At 33.6% G+C, this 23,964-nt stretch carries 23 protein-coding genes; 10 read left to right on the top strand and 13 right to left on the bottom strand.

Annotation, left to right across the window (positions count from 1 at the left end; translation table 11 throughout):
- Positions 1–2: 2 nt before the first annotated feature.
- Entirely contained in the window at positions 3–317 is a 315-nt protein-coding gene (locus tag T367_RS0102755; protein ID WP_157454102.1) for a hypothetical protein, read from the bottom strand.
- 200 nt (positions 318–517) lie between these two features.
- On the opposite strand from T367_RS0102755, the gene T367_RS0102750 reads away from it, so the two are divergent.
- Genes T367_RS0102750 through T367_RS0102720 form a run of 7 tightly spaced genes read left to right on the top strand, consistent with a single transcriptional unit; the run spans position 518 to position 6,656 of the window.
- Entirely contained in the window at positions 518–1,363 is an 846-nt protein-coding gene (locus T367_RS0102750) for a transketolase (RefSeq protein WP_394331569.1), read from the top strand.
- A 37-nt stretch (positions 1,364–1,400) separates the two neighbouring features.
- A complete protein-coding gene (locus T367_RS0102745; RefSeq protein WP_027418477.1) occupies positions 1,401–2,726 on the top strand; it encodes a vWA domain-containing protein in 1,326 nt (441 codons plus the stop codon).
- A gap of 6 nt (positions 2,727–2,732) precedes the next feature.
- Positions 2,733–3,686 (top strand): transketolase family protein, encoded by a 954-nt coding sequence (locus T367_RS0102740; RefSeq protein ID WP_027418476.1) that lies wholly within the window; start codon positions 2,733–2,735, stop codon positions 3,684–3,686.
- 34 nt (positions 3,687–3,720) lie between these two features.
- Positions 3,721–4,263: an RNA polymerase sigma factor gene (locus T367_RS0102735; protein WP_051568305.1), complete on the top strand. Its 543-nt coding sequence runs from the start codon at positions 3,721–3,723 to the stop codon at positions 4,261–4,263.
- A 33-nt stretch (positions 4,264–4,296) separates the two neighbouring features.
- Positions 4,297–4,968 carry a hypothetical protein gene (locus T367_RS0102730; RefSeq protein ID WP_027418474.1) on the top strand — a complete coding sequence of 224 codons (672 nt, stop codon included), beginning with the start codon at positions 4,297–4,299 and terminating at the stop codon, positions 4,966–4,968.
- A gap of 5 nt (positions 4,969–4,973) precedes the next feature.
- Complete coding sequence (locus tag T367_RS0102725; protein WP_027418473.1) at positions 4,974–5,426, top strand: hypothetical protein; 453 nt, start codon at positions 4,974–4,976, stop codon at positions 5,424–5,426.
- Between the two features lie 36 nt (positions 5,427–5,462).
- Entirely contained in the window at positions 5,463–6,656 is a 1,194-nt protein-coding gene (locus tag T367_RS0102720; RefSeq protein WP_027418472.1) for an aspartate aminotransferase family protein, read from the top strand.
- Positions 6,657–6,838: 182 nt separating this feature from the next.
- Here the strand turns inward: T367_RS0102720 and T367_RS0102715 are convergent, their stop codons facing one another.
- The 7 genes from T367_RS0102715 to T367_RS0102685 form a co-directional block, all read right to left on the bottom strand.
- Positions 6,839–7,363, bottom strand: a complete 525-nt coding sequence (locus T367_RS0102715; RefSeq protein WP_027418471.1) for a hypothetical protein — start codon at positions 7,361–7,363, stop codon at positions 6,839–6,841.
- Between the two features lie 380 nt (positions 7,364–7,743).
- Entirely contained in the window at positions 7,744–8,115 is a 372-nt protein-coding gene (locus T367_RS23590; RefSeq protein WP_027418470.1) for a J domain-containing protein, read from the bottom strand.
- Between the two features lie 58 nt (positions 8,116–8,173).
- Positions 8,174–10,390, bottom strand: coding sequence for a M1 family metallopeptidase (locus T367_RS21135; RefSeq protein WP_245593015.1), 2,217 nt, complete (start codon positions 10,388–10,390; stop codon positions 8,174–8,176).
- A gap of 62 nt (positions 10,391–10,452) precedes the next feature.
- Complete coding sequence (locus T367_RS0102700; RefSeq protein WP_027418469.1) at positions 10,453–10,953, bottom strand: DUF6702 family protein; 501 nt, start codon at positions 10,951–10,953, stop codon at positions 10,453–10,455.
- Positions 10,954–10,959: 6 nt separating this feature from the next.
- Positions 10,960–12,906, bottom strand: coding sequence for a DUF1573 domain-containing protein (locus T367_RS23585; RefSeq protein ID WP_051568303.1), 1,947 nt, complete (start codon positions 12,904–12,906; stop codon positions 10,960–10,962).
- 1 nt (position 12,907) lies between these two features.
- Positions 12,908–14,572 (bottom strand): DUF819 family protein, encoded by a 1,665-nt coding sequence (locus T367_RS0102690; protein WP_316930843.1) that lies wholly within the window; start codon positions 14,570–14,572, stop codon positions 12,908–12,910.
- 5 nt (positions 14,573–14,577) lie between these two features.
- Entirely contained in the window at positions 14,578–15,051 is a 474-nt protein-coding gene (locus T367_RS0102685) for a hypothetical protein (protein ID WP_035842227.1), read from the bottom strand.
- 206 nt (positions 15,052–15,257) lie between these two features.
- Here T367_RS0102685 and T367_RS0102680 point away from each other — a divergent pair, with 206 nt between their 5' ends.
- The gene (locus T367_RS0102680; protein ID WP_027418466.1) at positions 15,258–16,319 is read left to right on the top strand and encodes a VOC family protein; all 1,062 of its coding nucleotides are present in this window, start codon (positions 15,258–15,260) and stop codon (positions 16,317–16,319) included.
- 10 nt (positions 16,320–16,329) lie between these two features.
- Here T367_RS0102680 and T367_RS21125 read toward each other — a convergent pair whose 3' ends face one another.
- From T367_RS21125 to T367_RS0102660, 4 genes are all read right to left on the bottom strand, one after another.
- Positions 16,330–17,709 (bottom strand): T9SS type A sorting domain-containing protein, encoded by a 1,380-nt coding sequence (locus T367_RS21125; RefSeq protein ID WP_051568302.1) that lies wholly within the window; start codon positions 17,707–17,709, stop codon positions 16,330–16,332.
- 120 nt (positions 17,710–17,829) lie between these two features.
- The gene (locus tag T367_RS0102670) at positions 17,830–19,167 is read right to left on the bottom strand and encodes a vanadium-dependent haloperoxidase (RefSeq protein ID WP_035842337.1); all 1,338 of its coding nucleotides are present in this window, start codon (positions 19,165–19,167) and stop codon (positions 17,830–17,832) included.
- Positions 19,168–19,464: 297 nt separating this feature from the next.
- On the bottom strand, positions 19,465–19,914 hold the full coding sequence (locus T367_RS0102665; protein WP_027418464.1) for a hypothetical protein: 450 nt from the start codon (positions 19,912–19,914) through the stop codon (positions 19,465–19,467).
- A gap of 325 nt (positions 19,915–20,239) precedes the next feature.
- On the bottom strand, positions 20,240–21,865 hold the full coding sequence (locus T367_RS0102660) for an ABC-F family ATP-binding cassette domain-containing protein (protein ID WP_027418463.1): 1,626 nt from the start codon (positions 21,863–21,865) through the stop codon (positions 20,240–20,242).
- A 128-nt stretch (positions 21,866–21,993) separates the two neighbouring features.
- On the opposite strand from T367_RS0102660, the gene T367_RS0102655 reads away from it, so the two are divergent.
- Both T367_RS0102655 and T367_RS0102650 read left to right on the top strand, forming a co-directional pair.
- Entirely contained in the window at positions 21,994–22,392 is a 399-nt protein-coding gene (locus T367_RS0102655) for a nuclear transport factor 2 family protein (protein ID WP_084274286.1), read from the top strand.
- Between the two features lie 7 nt (positions 22,393–22,399).
- On the top strand, positions 22,400–23,074 hold the full coding sequence (locus T367_RS0102650) for a YiiX/YebB-like N1pC/P60 family cysteine hydrolase (protein WP_027418461.1): 675 nt from the start codon (positions 22,400–22,402) through the stop codon (positions 23,072–23,074).
- Here T367_RS0102650 and T367_RS21120 read toward each other — a convergent pair.
- Positions 23,020–23,964 carry a 1-aminocyclopropane-1-carboxylate deaminase/D-cysteine desulfhydrase gene (locus T367_RS21120; RefSeq protein WP_084274285.1) on the bottom strand — a complete coding sequence of 315 codons (945 nt, stop codon included), beginning with the start codon at positions 23,962–23,964 and terminating at the stop codon, positions 23,020–23,022. The genes T367_RS0102650 and T367_RS21120 overlap by 55 nt on opposite strands.

Here is a 23,964-nt window from a genome sequence, read left to right as displayed (position 1 = left end):
ATTTATTTCTTCAATTCTTTTAATTCTTTCCTAATCGCAACTCTTGTTTTTTCAGCATTTTCAAACCAACCTTGATCAACCGCAATTAGCAATTCTTTTGGATTTTCACGAATCCAAGCCTCTTTTTTATCAAGCGCCAATAGTTGATTATTTAAAGATTTAATTTGATCCTCAACCGATACAGTTTTTTCTTTTGGTTTGGTATCTTCAACCTTAACGATAGTTATTCTCGCTGGCTTTTCGGTTTTCTTTTCTTGAGAAAGACCTACTGATGCCATTGTGAATAGGAATATGCTTAGTAAACTTAGCTTTTTCATATATTAAATTTTGTGTTATAAAAACGGCCTACCTTAATAGATAGTTGCACCGCAACATACAAATTTGTGAATTTTTATTCAGAAAGTCCTGTTTTTGTTAACAAAGTTTATAACTGTGTAAAACTTTCGTTTTAAAACACCCCTCCGAATTAATTAAAACACAAAATTCCACTATTTTTGCGATAAAGCAACACAAAGTACTGATGGAAACACAAGATTTAGAAAAAATTAGCTCGCAAGTTAGGAGAGATATAGTAAGAATGGTGACAGCTGTTCAATCAGGTCACCCCGGTGGTTCATTGGGATGCGCCGACTTTTTAACTGCATTATATTTTAAGGTAATGAAATTAAATCCGGACGAATTTACCATGAATGGTGAAGGCGAAGATTTATTTTTCTTGTCGAATGGTCATATATCTCCAGTTCTTTACAGTGTTTTGGCACATAAAGGATATTTTGACAAATCAGAGTTAGCAACATTTAGAAAACTTGGATCTAGATTACAAGGACACCCTAGTATTTCTAAATCTTTGCCTGGTGTCAGAATTGCATCAGGTTCTTTAGGACAGGGTCTATCTGTTGCTTTAGGTGCTGCTGCAGCCAAAAAATTAAATGGAGACAATAGTATTGTTTATACATTACATGGTGACGGTGAATTACAAGAAGGTCAAATTTGGGAAGCTGCAATGTATGCCGCTGCAAATAAGGTTGATAACTTAATTTCCACTGTTGATTATAACCATAAACAAATTGACGGAGACATTGACGATGTTCTACCAATGGGCGACCTGGTAAAAAAATGGCAAGCTTTTGGATGGGATGTATTAGAAATGGATGGTCATAATATAAATGAGATCTTAAAAACAATGGAACTTGCCAAGTCTAAAACAGGTAATGGTAAGCCAGTAATGATAATAATGACGACGATAATGGGTAACGGTGTCGATTTTATGATGGGTACACATAAATGGCATGGTTCTCCTCCTAGCAAAGAGCAAGAAGGGATAGCCTTATCACAATTGACTGAGACTTTAGGTGATTATTAATAAATGTTATAAAATAATTTTTCTATTGCTGTTCTGTATGAGCAGTCAGATTGGTAATGCGCAAGAATTAACGAGAATATTATTCATTTTCGATGCGTCGAATTCGATGAACGGTAAATGGGAAGGCGCAACAAAAATCGTTCGTGCTAGAGAGATTCTTCGTGGAACCTTGGATGAGTTAAGATCTGTTCCCAATCTAGAATTAGCGCTGCGTGTTTATGGTCACCAATCCCCTATTACACCAACTTATCAAGATTGTGATGATACTAAGTTGGAAATTCCTTTTGGTTCGAACACAATCGATAACATCACATATTTCATCAATACCGTTCAACCGAAAGGAACAACACCCATAGCCCGATCACTTGAAATGGCTGCAGACGATTTCCCTGACAGCGACGCAAGAAATATCATCATACTTATTACCGATGGTCAAGAAGCTTGTGATAAATTCCCTTGTGAAGTTGCAGCTAAATTAAAAGCTAAAGGAATTAATGTAACTCCTTTTGTAGTTGGTTTAGGTATCGATCTTAAATATTTAAATGATTTAAATTGTATTGGCCGAATTTATGAAGCGAATACTTATGAGTCGTTTAAAAAAGTAATGAAATCGGTTATTAGTGATGCATTATTGAATACGACAGTGCAAATCGATTTAAATAATATCAATAAATCACCGACTGAAACGGATGTAACTGTATTCTTATACGAAGCAGGAACGAAGAATTTGAAATATACATTCATGCATACTTTAAATTACCTTGGACAGCCTGACACAATAACAATCATAGATCCATTACTTAAATACGATTTGGTTGTAAATACATTACCACAAGTGATTAAAAGGGATGTATCCATTTATAGAAATCAACACAATATAATACCAATAGATTGCCCCCAAGGAATTGTAGTTCCTCGAATAAAAGGGCCAACTAAAAAACAAGACGTACAAATAAGAATTGCTTTGGACAATAATCCGAGAACCTTAAATGTGCAAACTACAGGTCAGTCACAACGCTATATTATCGGTAAATACGATGTAGAAATATTAACACTACCTCGAATTTACATTGACAATATGGAAGTGAATCAAAGCTTATTCAGCTATATTGATGTGCCAGGATCTGGACTTTTCAAATACAATACTCACTCTCCTTTGGTTGGACAAATATTTTATAAAAATCCAAATGGAGATTTTGAATGGGTTATTGATTTTGACGACAAGAAAGTAACTGACACTTTCTTTTTACAGCCCGGAACATATAAAGTCGTTTATCGACAAAAAACGGCTGTTTCAACAGATTATACTACGAGTAAAATATTTATTATACAATCAGGAGAAAATACATTTATAAACCTTTAGATGAAAATGAAAGATTTCGAAATACAAGATTATAAGGATACACGTTCTGGCTTTGGCGCAGGCTTATCAGAGTTAGGAAAAACCAATCCAAATGTTGTGGCTTTATGTGCCGATTTAACAGGATCTTTAAAAATGGATGCTTTTCAAAAAGAACACCCGGATCGTTTTTTTCAGGTAGGAATTGCTGAGGCGAATATGATTGGCATGGCTGCAGGATTAACAATTGGGGGTAAAATTCCATTTACGGGTACCTTTGCCAACTTCTCTACGGGTCGTGTATATGATCAAATCAGACAATCAGTTGCGTATTCTGAGAAGAATGTAAAAATTTGTGCTTCACATGCTGGCTTGACATTAGGTGAAGACGGAGCTACACACCAGATTCTAGAAGATATTGGTTTAATGAAGATGCTGCCGAATATGACAGTTATATCTCCATGTGATTATAATGAAACGAAAGCTGCAACAATTGCAATCGCTGAACATGATGGACCTGTTTATTTAAGATTCGGTCGACCAAAAGTTCCTAACTTTACTGATCCTAATAAAAAATTCGAGATTGGAAAAGGAGATGTTTTGCGTGAAGGAAAAGATGTAACTATCATTGCAACAGGACATTTAGTATGGAAAGCTATTGAAGCTGCTGAAGTTTTATTGGCAAAAGGAATCAATCCAGAAATAATAAATATCCACACGATTAAACCTTTGGACGAAAAAACAGTCTTAGATTCAATTAGCAAAACTAAATGTGTTGTTACTGCAGAGGAACATATGGTTAATGGTGGTTTAGGAGATTCAATTGCGCAAATTTTATCTAAAAAAATGCCAACACCAATGGAATATGTTGCTGTTAACGATTCTTTTGGAGAAAGTGGAACTGGTGAAGAGCTTTTAACTAAATATAATATCAATACTATAGATATTGTAAATGCAGTTGAGAAAGTAATTTCAAGAAAATAAACTCCTATGAATTGTTGATTTTTCAACTTTAATTATGTCAAAAGCAACAATTGATAAAAGTTTAATGGATGTTTACCGTTCGAACCCCGACGAAGGGTTCAAACAAATTGTTGTTACCTATCAAGAACGCATCTATTGGCAAATTCGTCGATACACAAAGAATCACGATGATACGGAAGATGTCATGCAAAACGTTTTTATTAAGGTTTGGGCAGGACTTAAAAACTTTCGTGAAGATTCGAGTTTATATACGTGGCTTTTTAGAATTGCCTATAACGAAACGCATACCTTTTTAAAGTCTGCAAGTAAAAGGGTGAATTTTGAACAAGATCCTCCCCTATTTGAAAAAGGTATTGTTGTAGAAGGAAAGGAATATTCGGGAGATGAAATTGAAAAAATTCTAAAGGATGCTTTAGATACTTTACCTGAAAAACAGCGTTTAGTATTTGAATTGAGATATTTTGAAGAAATAAAATTCACTGAAATTTCAGACATGACAGGTACTAGTGTTGGAGCGCTCAAAGCTTCATATCATTTAGCTGCAAAAAAAATTGAAGAAATTATTAAACAATATTAAACCTTTCGTGTAAAAGCATGTCTAAGAAATAGAATGAAGCCAGAAAAAAACATATTAGAACAAAATCTTATAAAATCTCCAAAACCAGAGGTTCCTGAATCGTTCTTTGCAAATTTCTACGCTAATTTATTAGACAAAATAGATTCAGAAACTTTAGTTGACAATTTGGTAAAATCAGAAAAGCCAAAGCTTGACAAAGATTACTTTTCGAACTTTGCGAACAAGATTGCATCACAAGCTCAAGATATAAACGAAGTACCTAATATTTTAGATCAGTTAAAAAAATCAACTCAACCTGCTATTCCAGAAGGTTATTTTGAGGATTTTGCAGAGAATAAATTAGAGCAACTTAAAGAAAATAAGGAAACGAAAGTAATTTCGTTAGTTTGGGTAAGACGTATTGCTGCAGTCGCAGCTGTTTTAGCAGCTCTCTTATTCTTTTATGATTGGAATGAAACGCCAACTCAAATTGCCGAACAACCAGTTGTTTCAGAACAAGAAATTGAAAGTGAATTTGAAATTGAAAGTGAACAAGAATTACCAAGTGATACTTACCTAACTTATTTGGACGAATATGATTTGATGAATTATTTGGCAGAAGAAGGAATATCAATGGACAACGATGATGCATCAGACTTGGACGATATTGATATTTATGAAATTTCTGACGAATACCTCGAAGAACTATATTATGAATTAAACTAATTGATATGAAAAAGAACATTTTAATGTTGTTTTTGATTTTTAGCATCGGTATATCCTTTGCTCAACCAAGAGAACATAATAAAAAACAATTTGAACAGATGAAGGCAGATAAAATTGCCTTTATTACAACGGAATTGGACTTAACACCTAAGGAAGCGCAAGTTTTTTGGCCGGTTTATAACGAATATGACGCGGCAGTTGAATTGTTGAGAAAGAAACGAAGAAGTTATTTTAAGGAATTAAGAAAATCTGAAACTATTTCTGACGATCGAAAATTTGAGTTAATGAAATTACTTTTTGAATCTGAAAAAAACGAGAGCTTAGTTCGTTTAAAATATTTAGAGGAATTTAATAAGGTAATTGGAAAAAAGAAGGCAGCTAACGTATTTATTGCTGAAGAGCAATTCAAACGAAAATTATTAGACAAAATAAGAGGTGAAGGTCCTCCTCCAAGATAGTTTAAAACAACTGTTTAATCGATAATTTCAATTCGAATGAATCAGAGAAAAATTGACTTCATTAACAATCAGGCTCAAACAAATCCGAGTCCTTATTTGATTGATGTTGAACGAGCTGAAGGTATTTACATTTGGGACAAATCTGGGAAATCATATATGGATATGATTGCAGGAGTTGCCGTTAACAATATCGGTCATTGCCATCCTAAAGTTACAGCAGCTATTCACCAGCAAGTTGATCAGTATTTACATGTAATGGTCTATGGCGAATTTATTCAAGATGCCCAATTGAACTTGGCTAAAAATTTACAAAGTATCCTTCCTCCTCAATTGAATTGTTCGTATACCGTGAATTCGGGTACCGAAGCAAACGAAGGCGCTTTAAAACTAGCCAAACGATATACAGGTCGATCTGAAATCATTGCCTTTAATGGATCTTATCATGGTGGAACACATGGATCGTTGAGTGTTTCTGGGAACGAAATGAAAAAAGCTCCTTTCCGTCCTCTTTTACCCCATGTAAAATTCTTAGATTTTAATAAAACTGAAGGACTAGAAAATATTACAGCTAAAACTGCAGCAGTGATTATTGAACCTGTGCAAGGTGATGCTGGTGTTCGAATTCCAACACAAGACTTTTTAGTAGCATTAAGAAATAGATGTACAGAAACAGGTACATTATTAATTTTTGATGAAGTTCAGACAGGTTTTGGCAGAACTGGAAGTTTTTTCGCTTTTCAAAAATTCAATGTCATTCCAGATATTTTAACCTTGGGTAAAGCTTTAGGTGGAGGAATGCCAATTGGCGCATTTGTTTCTTCACAAGAAATCATGCATAATTTGACTTTTAACCCGATGTTAGGGCATATTACCACATTCGGTGGACATCCTGTGGTTTGCGCAGCTGCCAAAGCTACAATTGACGTTTTAAAAGAAGAGATTTGGATTCAAGAAGCCGATCAAAAAGGGCAGTTATTAGAAGATTTATTAATTCAAGACCCTGAAATATTCGAGATTAGACGTATTGGATTGATGTTTGCGATTGATATGCTCGATTTTGACCGGGTTAAAAAAGTAGTTGACGAATGCCTTGATAAAGGTTTGATTAGTTTTTGGTTCCTCTCACATCCTAATAGTTTTAGGTTATCTCCTCCACTTTCAATTACAGCGGAAGAAATGAAAAAAGCCGGAGAGATTATTCTTGCAGCGATTGCAGTGACTCGGCGTTGATTACATTGGATTTGAGTTTTTCAAATCAATTTTTACTAATATTTACCGACTCGTTAAACGACAAGAACCACAGTAGCCAAGCTATCTGCGGAATAGAGATTATAAATTTATACATTTTGTTATTTTTTTTTCTTCGTTTATCAACTAACATTTATACCACATAATACTCTTCCTATCAGTTTTTAGTCAAAGCGATCATTACTAATCACTAAACTAGTCAAAAATAATATGATCTCATTTTTATTATTACCGTATGTAGTATCTATAATTAATTCAATTAATGAATCAAATACTGAATGATTATCAATTGTAAATCCTATAAACACATGATTATAATACTTGAAATAAAGAATCTTTATATCTGCGTGATAATTTGTTTCTGAGTATTTTGTTTCAAATAATATATTTCCGTCCGTCATCAAAAACATTTTGGCTTGGTTCGTTAAAGCTAAATCAGTAGAATTCGATTTTTCACGCAAACTGGTTGTCACAAAATCTTTAATACAAACATTCTTTGCCTCATTTGAGATAGAAATGACAACTTGTTTAAGACAGATTGCTGAAGTATCATTATAGATAGTATTTAAATCAAAAACTTTTTCAACATTAATTATAGAACGAACAACTTCGTATTTTTTTTCCTGTCCATACAAAATTGATGAACTAAATTGTATTAAAATTATCGTTCCAATATACTTTAACACCATAGACTTTTACTTTATTGTTCAAGATTTAATAGTCACAGCAGCACAGCTAAATACATATATAGCTTTCTAAATATACCAAATTTATCCTATTCATTTTTAATTTTTGTATCTTTAAAATATGAAGCAAATCACTGTGAATATAATGGATGGTTAATGTTCGGTATTGATATGAAAGATTATGACCGCTTTAAAAAAGTAGTTGACGAATGCCTTGACAAAGATTACTGATGAAGAAATTAAAAAAGCCGGAGAGATTGTTCTTGCAGCGATTGCGTCGACACGATAGGAATATTGTTGTAAAAACAATCACAACAACACAGTAATATACGGAGTTTTTTATATTATTAGTGACACATCAAATACTAGTTGTCGAATCCCACCTATCTCCTCCTCATCCTACCAATTGCGTAACCAGCCACCATCCCGGCGAAACCAATAGCCAACATCTCTTTTAACGTATAATTGCTAGAAGGTCTATAATATTCGTAATCGTAATCAATTGGGGCTTCTTTTTTAACCGTTGGTCGTTCTTTTATGCCAACCAAATAATCATAATGCAATCTAGTAACAGGATCAAGTAAAATTGTTTTGGCCTCGTTGATATACCTGAACATCTCTGTGGCAACGGGTAAACCATTGTTCTTGTCAGGATGGTAAAGCATTGCTTTTTGTTTATAAGCTTTGCTTATTTCAGGAATAGTAGCATTTGTTGGAATGCCAAGAATGGAATAATAACTTAGTATTTTGTTCATTTAATTTTAGATATAAAACTAATATTATTAGCAATATACTAAAATTATTAGTTAAATACTATTTATTCTGTTGAAAAATATCAAATCGACTTGGTACCGCCTGTCTTGGCCAATAATTATCGAAAACTTCACAATCAGCAGTTTCTAGGAAAGGATCCATTTGCACTGCCACTACTTTCTTTTTGAAATAGAAAACTTTAGAAACATTTTCGCTGTCAAACCTCCAAATCTCTGCTGGAATTTTGATCAATTCTTTTGTTCCATCCTCAAAAGCAAACTCAAGAATTATAGGCATAACCAAACCACCTTTATTTTTAAAATCTAATTGGTAAAACTCATATCCAGAAGCCAATAAATCTTTGTCCTTTTGAGATAAACCTTCCGAAAATTTTTGATATGCTGCTTTCTCTTCCGGTGTTACAGCATAAGGATCAGAAATGATATAAAGATCATTCAAAGACGGATCTTTTTCGTTAACCGTTTCTTTAATAGATTCCTTATTACGAATTGAACTGATTCCTGCCCCTGCTTCTTTACTAAACTCTTTGTCTTGCGCTTTTTCTTTTTCAGGATCGTGCGTATCTAGTCTAAACCACTGCATATTCTCAATAGACATATCCACATGATCATTAGTATAGAACCAACCTCTCCAGAACCAATCTAAATCTACCCCACTTGCATCTTCCATCGTTCTAAAGAAGTCTGCTGGTGTTGGATGTTTAAATTTCCATCTATTCGCATATACCTTGAATGCATAATCAAATAATTCTCTACCTAAAATTGTTTCTCTTAAAATATTCAATGCAGTTGCTGGTTTGCCATAAGCGTTGTTTCCAAATTGCCAAATAGATTCAGAATTCGTCATAATCGGAGAAATATTAGATTTATCCCCTTTCATGTAATCAACGATTAAATGAGCTGGTCCTCTTCTAGAAGGGTAATTACGTTGCCATTCTTGCTCCGTAACGAATTGTAGGAATGTATTCAAACCTTCATCCATCCATGTCCATTGACGTTCATCAGAATTAATAATCATTGGGAAATAATTATGACCAACTTCATGTATAATTACCGAGTGCATCCCATATTTTGTTCTTTCACTATATGTTCCGTCCGCATTAGGTCGACCTCCATTAAAACAAATCATTGGATATTCCATACCAATAGAATTTGCATGAACAGAAATTGCAACAGGATATGGATAATCAAAAGTATGTTTAGAAAAAGTTTTTAAAGTTTGAGCAATAACACGTGTAGAGTATCGCTCCCAAAGCGGATTCCCCTCTTTTGGGTAGAAAGACATTGCCATTACTGATTTTGTCTCCAATTGAACACTTTGAGCATCCCAAATGAATTTTCTAGACGATGCAAAAGCAAAATCTCTTACATTTTCAGCTTCAAAATTCCAGGTTTTAGTTCCTGTGCTTTTCTTTTTTTCCGCTTCTTCCGCTTCATCTTGCGTTACAATAAAAACTGGTTGATCCGACTTTTTAGCTTCCGCTAAGCGATTCAATTGTTTCTTTGTTAATACTTTCGATTCGTTAGTCAAAACTCCAGTAGAAGCCACAACATGATCTTCAGGAACAGTAATACTTACAGAATAATCACCAAAAGGCAATGCAAATTCTCCTCGACCTAGAAACTGTTTATTTTGCCAACCTTCAACATCGTTATAAACACACATTCTAGGGAAGTACTGCGCAATTGTATATAGATAGTTATCTTCCTCTGCAAAATACTCATAACCTGATCTACCTCCAATTTCCATTCGGTTGTTGATATTATACCACCAATCGACATTAAAAGAGAAAGATGCACCATTTACTAGCGCTTTTTTCAAATCGATTCTCATCATTGTGCCGACAATCGTATATTTCAATTCAGAACCATCAGCATTCGTTACTTTTTGAATCTTAAAACCGCCATCAAAATTGGCAACATTCATTGCTCTATTTAAAGCCCAAGACGAAGAAAAGTCATCAATTGTACTAGTATTTGTTAACTGACCATCAGAACCAGGGATTCGAATATTCTGGTCTAATTGCAACCATAAATAACTTAATGGATCTGGAGAATTATTGGTATAGGTAATTGTTTCTTTCCCGTCAATTCTTTGTTTTGCGTCATCCAAAACAATGTTCATTTTATAATCGGCTTGTTGCTGATAATAGCTTGGACCTGGTGCACCAGCAGCATTCCTAAACACATTAGGCGTTGCTAATTCTTCTTTTAATTGTTTGAACTTGTTCTCATTCGTATTTTGAGCGAATGCCATGTTCGAACAAAACAATACTATTAGTAAGCGTTTAATAATACCCATATAAATAATGCCAGTTGTTAATTTTCAAATCGTAATATTCCGCGGTTCTTTGCAGCTGATAAAGTTACACTTTTCGTTTGTTTTTTGTACTTGTAGTGCACGATATTTTGCTGTGCTTTGAAGTACTCATAAAGTAAACTATTGTGTATTTCAATATTTGAAGGATCTTTAATTCCAGTGAAAGTAAAGTAGATAAAAAGTTCATCTCTCAATGTAACTTCCTTACCAACATAAGTTTGTTTCGCTTGTACGCCATTCGAATAAATCTTTAAATTTTCATTCAAATACTGCTGAATATGTAAACCGATGATAGATGTATCACTCACATTTTCCAATTCAACTTCTTCCAAAAAAGCTTTACTCAGTATCATTTCTAAATCATGCGCTGTTACTTTAACATAACCTTCAATTGTTTCAGTTTCTGCGTTGTATTTCAAATCAGAAATCGAAACATAATACTTATGCGCATAGGATTGAGCAGAAAAAATAAATAAGATAGATAAAATGAAATACTTCATATATGATTAATAAATGTTTTCTAATTTGATATAGTGAAATTTGCGGTATTGCAGAACAGGAATAGTGCCGTCATACTTCGGTCCTTGTTCCTTTACCACTTCTTTAACAAAAATAATTCGATTAGGGTCGATTAACATTTCAGCCATTGCTTCTCGAATTCTCAATTCACTTTCTACAATGCGACTGTAAGCTACAAAATTATTCGATAATTTATCATCAATTTTAATCTGAGAAACACTTGATTCTATTGCAATTTTCACATAGCCATTCAGTTCAACAATATCAACCAATGATTTTGAGAATCGTTTAAATCCCCATGCCTTGGTATCAATTCCTTTGAAAAAATAATCAAAATTCACCTGGTAAGGCTTGATGATAGGATTGGAAAGCTGTTGATCGCTAATCTTTATATTTTGCACCAATGGCACTAGATTAATATAATTGAGTTGGTCCAAATCCAGCTTTTCTCGCTTAGACAATTTAAATTCAGGTCCTCGAACTTGAGATTCAAATTGCACGTTAAGTTTAACCCCTGTTTCATTTATAAACCTTTGCTTTAAATATTTCGAAACATCCCTACCCCATTCCTGTGCAAAATCATTATTCGATACATCAAACGCAATTTGTTGGGTTGATAGATTACTTTCAATTAAAATCGTAATCTCATTTCCAGCTTTATTATTTAAGATCAGATTACTCCAGAATTGTTGAAATTTATAATTATTTGTATCCAATAAAAAACCGGCACTCAAAAACTGCTTATAAGTCGGTAGTTTCGGGGCTTTAATTAAATCTTCTTTTACTTCATAAATCAATGAATCAAATCCACTATTATCAGCAACATCCCATAATTTGAATTGGTATTTATCTTGATCGTGAATACCTAACGAATCAAAGGACAACTTAATATTAGACTTTTTTCCTCCTGTTGCAATCTTTATAGCTTCAGCCATTTCAGCAGTAAGTGATTTAGCAGCTTTACGTCGATAAGTTTTACTCTTCTTCCAAGGCATGAGAATCATTCCTTCCAATTCAATTTTTTGATTCAAGAAGTATTTGCTTTCAATCAAATCCATATTTAGCGCATCGATGATTTCCTTATTCGTTGGCATTGCGAACCGCTCATAATTCAAAATATACTTCTGTATCTCCTCCTTATTTACACCTGCGACTTCAATTTGACTTTCTTGAATATCGTTATCATTAAAATTTACAGAATAAACATTCACTCGTGCAGCGGCCCATTTTGGTAAATTTTCTAGGATCATAAAATGTGGTTCTTCAAAGAAAACGGTTAATGCAGAATAGCCACGTCGTTTAAACTCATTGACTATTTTTTTCTTGGTAAATTCCAATAATTTTTCAAGCTCTTCTATTTGATGAATCGACTTAATCTGAACATCGAAACCAACTGATGCAAATTGATGATAATCAATTTCGTAGCTTAAATCATCTACAAAACCACTTAAATGATTAAAACCTAAATATGAGGTGTCAAAATGTGTGATTGGATAAAACGAAAACGGCGCTACATGATAGTTTAATAATTCTCCTAAATCACCCTTTTTCTCGAATTTATCAGCCACTACATTCCCAGCAATTTTGAGGTATAATTTATTGCGTTCGAACTGTCCCGTTGTTGTATGGATTTCTATTGTTTTAACGAAGAGACCTAGTCGACCTGCAGGATCATAAGAAAAATCCAATTCGATCGTTGACATTGGTAAAATCATCGTGTCCTTTGAAAGAATAGCAGTACATCCACATGAAGTTTCAATATGGTTAATTCGAATCGTATCGTTTGCATAAGGATTCGATAAAACAAATTTGCTTGTGATTATACCATTCCCCTCGAATACCTCCCCTAATTCTTGCACAGGATTCTTTACCCGAATTTGAGCGGATAAAGAAAATGTTGCCAACAAAAATATGATCAATAAGATTCTATTCATTTTACCCAACTGATAAAGCTTGCATTAAGATCGTACAAATAATCGCACCGAAAGTTCCTACAGCATAGCCTAAAACCGCTAATAACACTCCAACAGGTGCCAATGATGGACTAAAAGCACTTGCTACGATTGGTGCAGAAGCTGCGCCACCGATATTTGCTTGACTTCCAACAGCGACATAAAAGAAAGGTGCCTTAATTATTTTCGCAACGACAAATAAGAAGATTGCATGAATAAGAATCCATATTAAGCCAATTGACAATAAGAATTTGAATACCCCCCAATTGGCTATTAATTCGAATATATCCATCTTCATACCAATGGTTGCAACCAATACATACAAGAATAAACTACCCATTTTTGAAGCACCAACACCTTCTAAGTTTCTGAATTTCGTAAAAGAAAGTACAACACCAAAAATGGTTGAAAATACGACTAGCCAGAAGAATCCGCTTCCGAAAGAAACCATCAAATCAGCTGCAATATCACTTCCTGTTTGAACTTCAGAAAAAGGAATACCTAAACAAGGATCAAAAGGAGTTTTCATACTTTCTAATCCCCCACTTACTATTGGCGCAATTATATCTGAAAGAAAATGTGCCATTCCAACAGCAAAGAAAGTAATCCCCATCATTTTAACAAGATCGTTAAACGTTGGAACCTTTGCGATACTCGCTTGAAAATTCTCCATTTTCTTCGTCAGAGCTTCAATCGCAGAATCGTCAGCTTTAAAGAAACGATTAATTTTTTTATTCATTCCCGTTCCAAACAAAAGAATAGACATGAAGATATTCGCTACAAATACATCCACAACAATCATTGCTGAGAACAATTGATCAGGCGCACTGTAAATCTCTTTCATTGCAGTTTGATTCGCCCCGCCACCAATCCAAGAACCAGCAACAGTTGAAAGTCCTCTCCATATATTATCATCCAAAACTTCGGGCGCAATAAGCGATACAGTCCACAATGCTATCGGACCACCAACAACAATACCTATCGTTGCTGCAAAGAACATTATAATTGCTTTAGACCCTAATTTTTTAATAGCCGGAATATCAATACTTAAACACAACAATACAAGACTGGCAGGCAGCAAATATCGCGAAGCAATAAAATACAAGTCCGATTCCTCACTTGAAACAATCCCTAATGAATTTAAACCTGCAGGAATAAAATAACACAATAGTAGCGCTGGCACAATTCTATAAAACCTTACGAAAAAAGTCCGTTGACTTGCAGCAGTTTTAAACACCAAAAATAAGACAAACATCAACAAACCGAAAACGACAGCGTCATTGGTTATTAAAGGTAAATCCTTCTTCAGTTTAAATGATTTGTTTACTTCAGTTGGAACTGCACATGTCGCTTCTTTTTTATATAAAGTTAAAGTATGGTCCCCCCTTTTCAAGTTGGTTACTAGAATTGGACTATTTGTATAAAATTCAGTCGTATCACCATCAAGATAAATTTGATAATTATCATAATTCTCAAAATAGATTTTAAAATCTTCCGTTTGAGAGAGATAGTAGAGACTATTTAAATCGTCAAAATTAATTGTAGTGAACAAACTATCATGATCTGCATCCGTTGCATATTGAATAGTTGGTGTTGCAGTTCCAATTAACAGGCAAGAAAAAGAAAATAGTAAAAATAAATACTTCATAATTTTTAATATGGCCCTACAATACAGGCAATTATTGAATTCGATAAATAATTGTCGCCACCGACAGTGAATAATAAATCATTAGGAAAAGTTGAATCTCCCATGTAAATTTTATCCTCATCGATTGTTAAAATACAATTTGATGAAAAAGTTGAATTTCCTCTATAAACCTTCCCCTCTTCGATGGTATAGATGATATCAGACGAAAAATTTGAGTCGCCTAAATATACTTTATTATCCTTAATCGTATAAAGACAATCGAATGATGAATTTGATTGTCCTAAATATATTCTATTATCTGAAATCGTCAAAACAGCCTTATTCATTCTTGATCCATCTCCATGATAGACCCTACCATTCTCAATGGTAAATGCAACATCAGCATTAAACTTAGCATCACCTCTATATAATGTGATTTGAGACATTACCGGCAAAACCGAAACGAAAAGCAGAAAAATGAATAATTTATTTTTTAGCATGAAGAGCGTTTTACTTAGTCTTTCAGATTGGATTTTAAATTAAAATTGAGTTGTCCAAAACTAACAATAATTAAGCCAATAAAGGAAAATAGTTTTTCACATATAGTCGTCAAAAAAGTTGTTTCAAACATTTATTGGTACATAAACATCCATAAATGGTCGATTCATTTATGCCAAGATGTTTATATTTGCAAAAAAAACTTATCATGGAAAAAATTATCTGCGGTATTCAACAAATGGGCATTGGCGTTCCTGATGTACAAACTATATGGAAATGGTACCGAAAAATGTTCGGTATTGACATTCGTTTATTTGAAGATGCCGCGGAAGCTCCGTTAATGACACGTTATACAGGTGATGAAGTGCAAAGTAGAACTGCAACGCTTGCATTAAGTATGGAAAGTGGTGGTGGATTTGAGATTTGGCAATATACCAGTCGACCAACTGAAAAGGCGAACTTTGCAATTCAATTAGGAGATTTAGGATTATATGCTTGTCGTATAAAGTCTAGAGATGTAAAAGCTAGTTTTGAATTTCACAAGAGCAACGGCGTAACATTATTAAGTGAACTTAGTCAAACACCATCAGGGGAATTGAATTATTTTTTAGAAGATCCTAATGGTAATATATTTAATATAGTAGAAGGTTCGGGTTGGTTTTCAGACACAAAACATCCAGCAAGAACAGGTGCAGTAGCAGGTGTTTTGATCGGAGTTTCAGATATTGAAGCCTCATTAAAGCTTTACCGTGATGTTTTAGATTATGAGACTGTAGAGTATGATGAAACTGGAGCATTTGATTGCTTTAGTGGATTATTAGCCGGTGATCAAGAGTTCAGACGTGTACTATTATCACATAAATCTGAAAGAAAAGGACCTTTTTCTAAACTATTAGGACCTACAAAAATCGAACTTGTTCAGGCAATTGACAGAAAGCCAAAGAAAATATTTGCCGATAGATTTTGGGGTGATTGGGGATTCATACATTTATGTTTCGATATTCAAGGAATGGAAACTTTAAAAAAAGAATGTGAGACAGCTGGATTTCCTTTTACAGTAGATAGTGGCAATACTTTTGACATGGGTGAAGCAGGTGGTCGTTTTTCTTATATTGAAGACCCTGATGGGACATGGATTGAGTTTGTTGAAACGCACAAGGTACCAGTCATGAAAAATATTGGTTGGTATATCAATTTGAAAAAAAGAGACCCTAAAAAGAGATTACCGAACTGGATGTTAAAAGCGATGTCTTTTAACAGAGTTAAGTAGTTCCGTAAGCCTATTTGATAGTAAGTTTAGTTTGGTATATTTCATCTTCACTTTGAAATACGACTATATACACCCCACTCTTTTCATTTATCGATAATTGACCTGAACGTTCAAATGTCTCGTTTAACTCATATGCTATAGTTTTTCCATCAAGCGAATAGATTTGTATTGTGAATTGTGTAAGATTTTCAGGTAAGATATAATTAAAAACGCCGGTTGACGGATTAGGATATATGGCAAACTGATCATGCTGTTCCTTCTTTTTAATTCCTAAATCTATTAACAATAACTCTACAGTATATAAATTAGGTAAACCAAGTCTACTTGTTCTCCCCAATAAATCAACTGCATCTTGCTCATAATTACAAGCCGCGCCTATTCTTTCTGGATTATTAATTGCAGCCAAGAACCCATTTTCCATCTTAGCTTGATAAATCTTTAGGTCAGGTCCTATCTGCAAGGCACCACTTTTTGGCAAAACACGACTTATAATTTCTCTTCGTTCATTAATCAAACCTTCATCCATTAATGTTAAATTGTATTGATATAGATTGGAAACAGACTCATTATTCGCTTCACTAACATATAGTAAATTAGCTGACGGTGAAAACTCAACTCCGTATGGTTGACCTAAGTAAAAATCATTCAACTCAATTAGATTCGATAATACACCTGTTTCATTATTAAAATCAAGCACCTCTACCAGATCATTATCCCAAATTGCGGCGGCAACTTTTGTCCCGTCCAATGATGCTTTTAAACAACCTATGGTTTTTGATTTTATCCCACCAATTAATTTACCAACCGGACTAATTATGGGTATTTCTGTGACTCCAGATTCAGTCAATAAAAAACTACAATAATTAGCAGTCTCAAATTCTCTAGTTAGAATCCAGTAATCATTCGAATTTCGATGCTTAACTACAGTAATTTTTTCACAAATATTGTTTTTTAACATCCTGTTTTTTACAACAGTCACATCTCCCCTTCCATCCTCAAGACTCATATCTATTATTGAATACTTAAATCCATTCACACCTCCAAAACCATCAGTCGTAAACAAATAATATAACTTTGAAGATCCCGGTTTGGGTACAATTAGCGCTGATTGTGTAGATGAAAAGTGACCTTTTAAAGAATGTCCATTCGGCATTAATTCATGTAAACTATTCCAAACTGACAATCCATCAGTATAAAATAAAACATTCCCATTTACATCAGAAACTGCTGAACACCCTTCTTGCGTATGCATGGCGCCATCTGTCAGAACCTCAGGAACACCAGAATTAAAGTTAATTCCGGCACCCGCTCCAAAATACCATGTATTTCCTTGGTTCTGCGCAAAACAGGTAATAGATAAAAAGATAGGTATAAGTAATTTCTTAAACACTCAACTAGCATTGGTTATTCCAACAATATACAAAAATTACAATACTTTGCCATTTGTCTTTATAACACAAAAAAAGGCAACCAAAGAATTGATTGCCTTTTAACTTAAATAAATTTTTTATTAATTATTTAGATTTAGGTTATTTACGTTTTCACCGATTTTATACCCTTGATCTAGTCCAACAAAGATCGCTTCATGATAATGAATCCCACCATACAATCTTGACATTGCAGCTTCTTCAGCCATTTCATAAAAACTACTATACGTTCTCGGACTTCCATCAATATCTGTACGTCCTTCGTGTGTATGATCTACAAATGTTTGATTATCTCCAAAAATATTCGTCATAATCTCAGCAAGCGCACCTGACTGAACTGAATGTCCTGAAGTATATTCTGGAAATGGAGGAGTTGGTAAAATTGTTGTCCACGCCGCATCAATATTATCGTTAATATAAGTAATGGGTCTTAAATAGTTTGTTTCATATTTTGTTTTCCAACAACAAATGAAAGCATCAGAAACGCCTATTCCCAATTTCGCAAAGGCCTCTACTGATTCAGCTAAATTCAATCCGTTCTTCTTAATCAATTGATTTAAAACTGAAATAGAGTGACCTGGAGGCGTAGCAGTTGTAACTGGATCGTCTGACCAAAATTCAGCTATTACTACTTGCTCTGGAGTAATTTCATTTACTGTATTATAAACTTCCATCGCTCTTTCATAGAACATTGATTCTGGATCAGTAGAATAAACTGGAGGTAATTCCGGAATAGAAGTTTCTACATTTATTGCTAAAAACGGTCTATTATTCCCCCAATATGGTTGAAGTGCCGGTGAAAAATCAGGAGCTGTAGGTCTCCAATATTGATCCCCAACCATAGGTGTATATGATGCAGGGAAATTATTTAAGTGACAATTTAAACCACCATCTGTCTCAGACCATGCAATTATTTTTTCCGTCACTTCTTTTGCTAATAATATGGAAGCGACATATACTTCAGCGTTATCAATCTCATCTTGAAATTGATTTGCATATTTTGCTTCCAAGGCAATAATTTCATTATATTTTTCGACAGATGTATGCTTATAGAAGTATTTAGTCATCTCTGCCAAAGCAACATTCGCTACTGTTGGCCAGTGATACTCCTTATACTCTTCGAATTCTACTGATACATTTAGTTCAGACAATTTCCCAGATAACGAAACCTTATCGCTTATTCCATATTGAACAGCCTCATACAAAGCTACACCTGTATAACCGAATGCTCTAGCAGCAACTGGAGGCGTATACCCAGGGGTTTCAGTTGTCAATGTCTTAATCAACGCATACCATTCTGTAACAACTTCCGAATCATATTCTTTTGCCGATGTAAAATCTTCTTGCGTTTTATTCTTTTTACATGCCGTCATAATAATTAGCGACATCACTAGAAAAGAATATATTACATTTCGTTTCATAATTTTCATTTTTGGTTTAATCAAATACATTTTTTTTAGATAAATACTAAAACCGGCGTAAAACTAATTCAAATATTTCTATTAAACACAAAAAAAACAATATTTTTTTTCTACGAACCGATGTTTTTATTCGATTAAACTCTATTTATCTTCGATTAACATTTATACCGACATCAAACAGACAAGCATGTTAAAAAGATTATAACAAGAGATCTTGTCATGAACTAGGACTAATTTTTATTAAGAAATTATGATTTAAAATAGAATTACAAATAAAATATTCGGTTTAGATAATACCTAATATTTATGACTCATATTCATATAGAGATATAGAACTATTGAGGCCGATTGGTATACTTTTGGATTAACAGGATTTATTCTAAGACCTGTATCGAAATTATCTTTGAATAACTTACCTTCTTCAGACCAATACATAAAAACATTTGATCCATTATGCATTTTACCTTCCTCATCTATAATAACAAGCGTTTGTCCTTTATCATCTAGTAATTTACCTTCATCAGAACAAGTCGATAAGATCTTACCGTCTTTATCTATTAAAACACCTTCTTCAGATATAGTTGCAATAAAATTACCCCCTATTCGAATTTCTCCATTTTCATCAACCTTTAAGCCTACATTACCAATCTCATCAGAAATTTCATAAGGGGCAAGTTCTATTTTAGTTTTTGATGTACAAGCAAATAGAAATAGACCAAGAAAAAAAATTGGTAGACTTGTTTTCATTTTAGGTTAACTTATCATTTTAGACTCCCTAATAAAGATGATTAGGCTTTAACTAAAATATCAAAAATTATTTATTATTCGTTACGCTAAAACGTATTCTTTCTGAATTTATTTCAATAAACAACGTAGAAGATTGTTATAAAGCACGTTAAAAGGGGAGAGAATTTTAGATAAATTTTTATTCTATCCGTCTAAAAGTAAATAAAGTCCGTAAAACAAAATTTATAAAATGAAGATTGCCGCTATAGCAAAAATAACTATGATAACTATATATTGCCAAAAGTCGGCAAAATACGGTAAATTTTTATTAAAAAACTTAGTTACTTTATTGCGCATACAATTCTTCTACTTGACTTTGAATTTTCTCATCTTGCAAATACTCATCATAACTCATTAACTTATCCGTAAATCCGTTAGGTGTCAACTCTATAATTCTATTTGCAACTGTCTGCACAAATTCATGATCATGAGATGCAAAAAGGATTGATCCAGGGAAATTAATTAGTGCATTATTAAAAGCAGTAATCGACTCCAAGTCTAAGTGATTTGTTGGCTCATCCAAAATCAATAAATTACCTTTACCGAATAACATACGAGAAATCATACATCTTACTTTCTCACCACCAGATAATACCTTTGCACTTTTTAAAGCTTCTTCACCTGAGAACAACATTCTACCTAAGAATCCCCTCAAGTAGACTTCATCTTTCTCTTCGTCCGTAGTTGCATATTGTCTTAACCAATCAATCAGGCTCTGATCTTCTTTAAAGAATTCAGTATTGTCACTTGGTAAATAAGTAGTTTTTATAGTCGTTCCGTAATGATATTCTCCAGTTGCAGGTTCTTCTTCCCCAGCAACGATATTAAAGAATTTAGAAATCGCGACACTATTCTTAGATAGGAAAGCAATTTTATCGCCTTTACTAACATTAAGATCGAAATTTTTAAATAATGTCTCCCCTTCATGCACCGCAGAAAGATTTTCGATATGTAATATTTGATCACCAGCTTCACGCTCTTGTTCGTAAATAATACCTGGATATTTTCTTGTAGAAGGTTTTAAATCCTCTAATTGTAATTTATCTAATAATTTACGTCTAGAAGTTGCTTGTTTAGATTTCGAAGCATTTGCACTAAACCTTGAGATAAATTCTTGTAATTCTTTTCTCTTCTCTTCTAGTTTTTTATTCTTATCACTATTCTGACGAGATACTAATTGTGAGGATTTATACCAGAAAGTATAGTTACCAGTGAATAGATTAATCTTTCCATAATCAATATCACAAACATGTGTACAAACTGTATCTAAAAAGTGTCTATCGTGCGATACAACTATTACAGTATTCTTAAAATCCAAAATAAAGTCCTCTAGCCATCCGATTGTCTTAATATCTAAATCATTCGTTGGCTCATCTAATACTAAAATATCAGGATTACCAAAAAGTGCTTGCGCTAAAAGAATTCGAACTTTAAGTTCGGCAGGCACGTCCTCCATTATAGTATAATGGTAATCTTCAGAAATCCCTAAATTACTTAACATAGTTGCTGCATCAGTTTCTGCATTCCAACCATCCATCTCAGCAAATTCGCCTTCTAATTCTGATGCTCGAATTCCGTCAGCTTCAGAAAAATCTTCCTTCGCGTAAACCTTATTCTTTTCGTCCATAATGCGCCACAATTCTTTATGCCCCATTAAAACTGCATTCAGAACAGTATATTCATCAAACTTATAATGATCTTGACTCAAAACAGCCATCCGTTTACCAGGTTCAATCGAAATATTACCTTTATTAGGATCTTGGTCGCCTGTTAAAATTTTTAAAAACGTGGATTTCCCTGCGCCATTAGCACCAATAACTCCGTAACAGTTTCCATCAACAAACTTTAAGTTTACATCTTCAAATAAAACTTTTTTACCAAATTGGAGGGACAAATTATTAACTTGAATCATGATAAATCTACTTTCTTTTTTTTTGCAAAGTTACAATGAATAAGGGAATTCATGGCTAAATAAAATAATTATTTTGATTTACTTAAATCTGTATATATTTGTAATCAACCAAACCAAAGTAAAAAACAATGAAAATTCAATTTCTTAGTTTAGCTGTAATAATGTCGATTACATTTATATCCTGCAGCTCCCCAATGACACCGGAAGAGGTAACTAGAACATTTATTAATGCAATTGCAGATGGTAATTGTGAGGACGCATTGGAACTATCAATTGAAACTGCAAAAGAGGGTGTTGAAACGAGAATAGAAACAGGCTGTCAAAAAGATTATGTTGAGATAAAATCTATTGATTGCCCTGAGTTGTCTGATAACAGTAAAACAATTGAATGTAACTGTGTGGAAATAAGAACAAGCAAGGACCATAAATTGAAGTACACTTTAACTAAGGTTGACGGTGAATGGAAAGTCTCTAATTGGTCAAAAGATTTTGATCCGAGAAATTTCAGAATAGGCAATAACAACTAATTATTAAATGGATAGACTTAACCCTAGTCCTTTCATTCTTCTATACACAATCTTGGTTTTAGCTGTTTTAAACGCATGCAATACTGACCGTTTAAGACATATTGAAACGATTAATCTTGTTGCTATCCCTTCTGCCATTAAAAATTCATTTAAAAGTGGTGATATTATTGTGAGAAAAGGTGGTGGAGCACTCTCTTATGCCATAATGAACACAACTAAGGAACCTTATTCGCATTGTGGTATAATTGTTCGTAATCACGATTCTCTTACCGTTATTCATGCAATCGCGGACATTTTGAGTGAATCAAACGAAGACGGTGTTCAAGCTATAAGTCTAAATAATTTCGTTCGACTCACAACCGATTCGATGTTATTTGTTTGCAGGCCAATTTTTGAGGATTCCTTAGGTATTAAATTGGCGAATGAAGCAATAATTATGCTCAATAAAAAACTACCTTATGATCATCGATATAACCTAAGTAGCGAGAATAAAATATATTGTTCTGAGTTGATTTATCGCGCATTTTTAAATGCAACGGGACAGAATGTATTCAAAATTAAAAAAGTTGGAAAACTCGACATTCTACTTTTTGAAACATTCAATGACACCACGAAGTTTAAAATGCTTTACAACTTAAATGGATCAAAACTTAAGTCAGTTAAAATGGAATTTAAACCTTGAATCCCTCCTGTGTGCAACAAAACAACTTCGCTCCCCTTCTCTATTTTTCCTTTTTTTATTAGATCAATAAAAGCGTAATACATTTTTGCGGTGTAAACCTGGTCAAAAATTAAATTTGATTCGTGATAAACCTCATTAATAAAATTGATTAACTCAGGTGTTGTTCGACCATATCCGCCAAAACCATAATCAGTCGCTAACACCAATCGATTCATCTTATCAACGATGTCCTCATTCATTAAACCTGCATTCAACATATGCTGCTCTATTTCCACCGATATAAATCCACCATTCTTAAATACTGGTACGCCAATTACTTTTGTTCTTTCAGTTCCGAATAATAAGCCTGCAGCTGTCGTACCTGTTCCAATAGCTGTTACAAGATAATCAGGTTCGTGTTCGAGTTCTGAAATAACCTCACTAACCCCAAGCATTCCATAATAATTTGCTCCACCTTCCTCAACTATCAAAACATTTCCGTATTGATTTCTCAATAGATTATGGTAGTATTTTTCATATCGCGCATCATAATCTTGTCTTGACACAAATATCAACTCCATCCCCATTTCGGCAGCACGTTTCAAAGTATCGTTCGAGTTCGGATTAAGTTCTTCTCCTCTAATAATTCCGATTGAGGGAATATTGAGCTGTTGGCATAATTTTGCTGTAGCAATTATATGATTAGAATAAGCTCCACCAAAGGTTAAGAGTTTTTCATATTTACCTTGCACAAAACGTTCAATATTAAGTTTTAATTTCCTCCATTTATTCCCTGATATTTCAGGATGAATAAGATCATCTCTTTTAATCAATACATTTAAGTTGAACGATTTAAATAATTCGTTTTCAATAACATGCAAAGGTGAAGGTGTATTTATAATATTCATCAT

Source organism: Crocinitomix catalasitica ATCC 23190 (assembly GCF_000621625.1).
GTDB lineage: Bacteria > Bacteroidota > Bacteroidia > Flavobacteriales_D > Crocinitomicaceae > Crocinitomix > Crocinitomix catalasitica.
This window is presented reverse-complemented; position numbering and strand designations above follow the sequence as displayed.

Excerpts from the sequence above, each read along its gene's own strand:
- T367_RS0102755 (WP_157454102.1), bottom strand. The coding sequence starts at position 317 with ATGAAAAAGCTAAGTTTACTAAGCATATTCCTATTCACAATGGCATCA.
- T367_RS0102745 (WP_027418477.1), top strand. The coding sequence starts at position 1,401 with ATGAGCAGTCAGATTGGTAATGCGCAAGAATTAACGAGAATATTATTC.
- T367_RS0102740 (WP_027418476.1), top strand. The coding sequence starts at position 2,733 with ATGAAAGATTTCGAAATACAAGATTATAAGGATACACGTTCTGGCTTT.
- T367_RS0102735 (WP_051568305.1), top strand. The coding sequence starts at position 3,721 with ATGTCAAAAGCAACAATTGATAAAAGTTTAATGGATGTTTACCGTTCG.
- T367_RS0102730 (WP_027418474.1), top strand. The coding sequence starts at position 4,297 with ATGAAGCCAGAAAAAAACATATTAGAACAAAATCTTATAAAATCTCCA.
- T367_RS0102725 (WP_027418473.1), top strand. The coding sequence starts at position 4,974 with ATGAAAAAGAACATTTTAATGTTGTTTTTGATTTTTAGCATCGGTATA.
- T367_RS0102720 (WP_027418472.1), top strand. The coding sequence starts at position 5,463 with ATGAATCAGAGAAAAATTGACTTCATTAACAATCAGGCTCAAACAAAT.
- T367_RS0102715 (WP_027418471.1), bottom strand. The coding sequence starts at position 7,363 with ATGGTGTTAAAGTATATTGGAACGATAATTTTAATACAATTTAGTTCA.
- T367_RS23590 (WP_027418470.1), bottom strand. The coding sequence starts at position 8,115 with ATGAACAAAATACTAAGTTATTATTCCATTCTTGGCATTCCAACAAAT.
- T367_RS21135 (WP_245593015.1), bottom strand. The coding sequence starts at position 10,390 with ATGGCATTCGCTCAAAATACGAATGAGAACAAGTTCAAACAATTAAAA.
- T367_RS0102700 (WP_027418469.1), bottom strand. The coding sequence starts at position 10,953 with ATGAAGTATTTCATTTTATCTATCTTATTTATTTTTTCTGCTCAATCC.
- T367_RS23585 (WP_051568303.1), bottom strand. The coding sequence starts at position 12,906 with ATGAATAGAATCTTATTGATCATATTTTTGTTGGCAACATTTTCTTTA.
- T367_RS0102690 (WP_316930843.1), bottom strand. The coding sequence starts at position 14,572 with ATGAAGTATTTATTTTTACTATTTTCTTTTTCTTGCCTGTTAATTGGA.
- T367_RS0102685 (WP_035842227.1), bottom strand. The coding sequence starts at position 15,051 with ATGCTAAAAAATAAATTATTCATTTTTCTGCTTTTCGTTTCGGTTTTG.
- T367_RS0102680 (WP_027418466.1), top strand. The coding sequence starts at position 15,258 with ATGGAAAAAATTATCTGCGGTATTCAACAAATGGGCATTGGCGTTCCT.
- T367_RS0102670 (WP_035842337.1), bottom strand. The coding sequence starts at position 19,167 with ATGAAACGAAATGTAATATATTCTTTTCTAGTGATGTCGCTAATTATT.
- T367_RS0102665 (WP_027418464.1), bottom strand. The coding sequence starts at position 19,914 with ATGAAAACAAGTCTACCAATTTTTTTTCTTGGTCTATTTCTATTTGCT.
- T367_RS0102660 (WP_027418463.1), bottom strand. The coding sequence starts at position 21,865 with ATGATTCAAGTTAATAATTTGTCCCTCCAATTTGGTAAAAAAGTTTTA.
- T367_RS0102655 (WP_084274286.1), top strand. The coding sequence starts at position 21,994 with ATGAAAATTCAATTTCTTAGTTTAGCTGTAATAATGTCGATTACATTT.
- T367_RS0102650 (WP_027418461.1), top strand. The coding sequence starts at position 22,400 with ATGGATAGACTTAACCCTAGTCCTTTCATTCTTCTATACACAATCTTG.
- T367_RS21120 (WP_084274285.1), bottom strand. The coding sequence starts at position 23,964 with ATGATGAATATTATAAATACACCTTCACCTTTGCATGTTATTGAAAAC.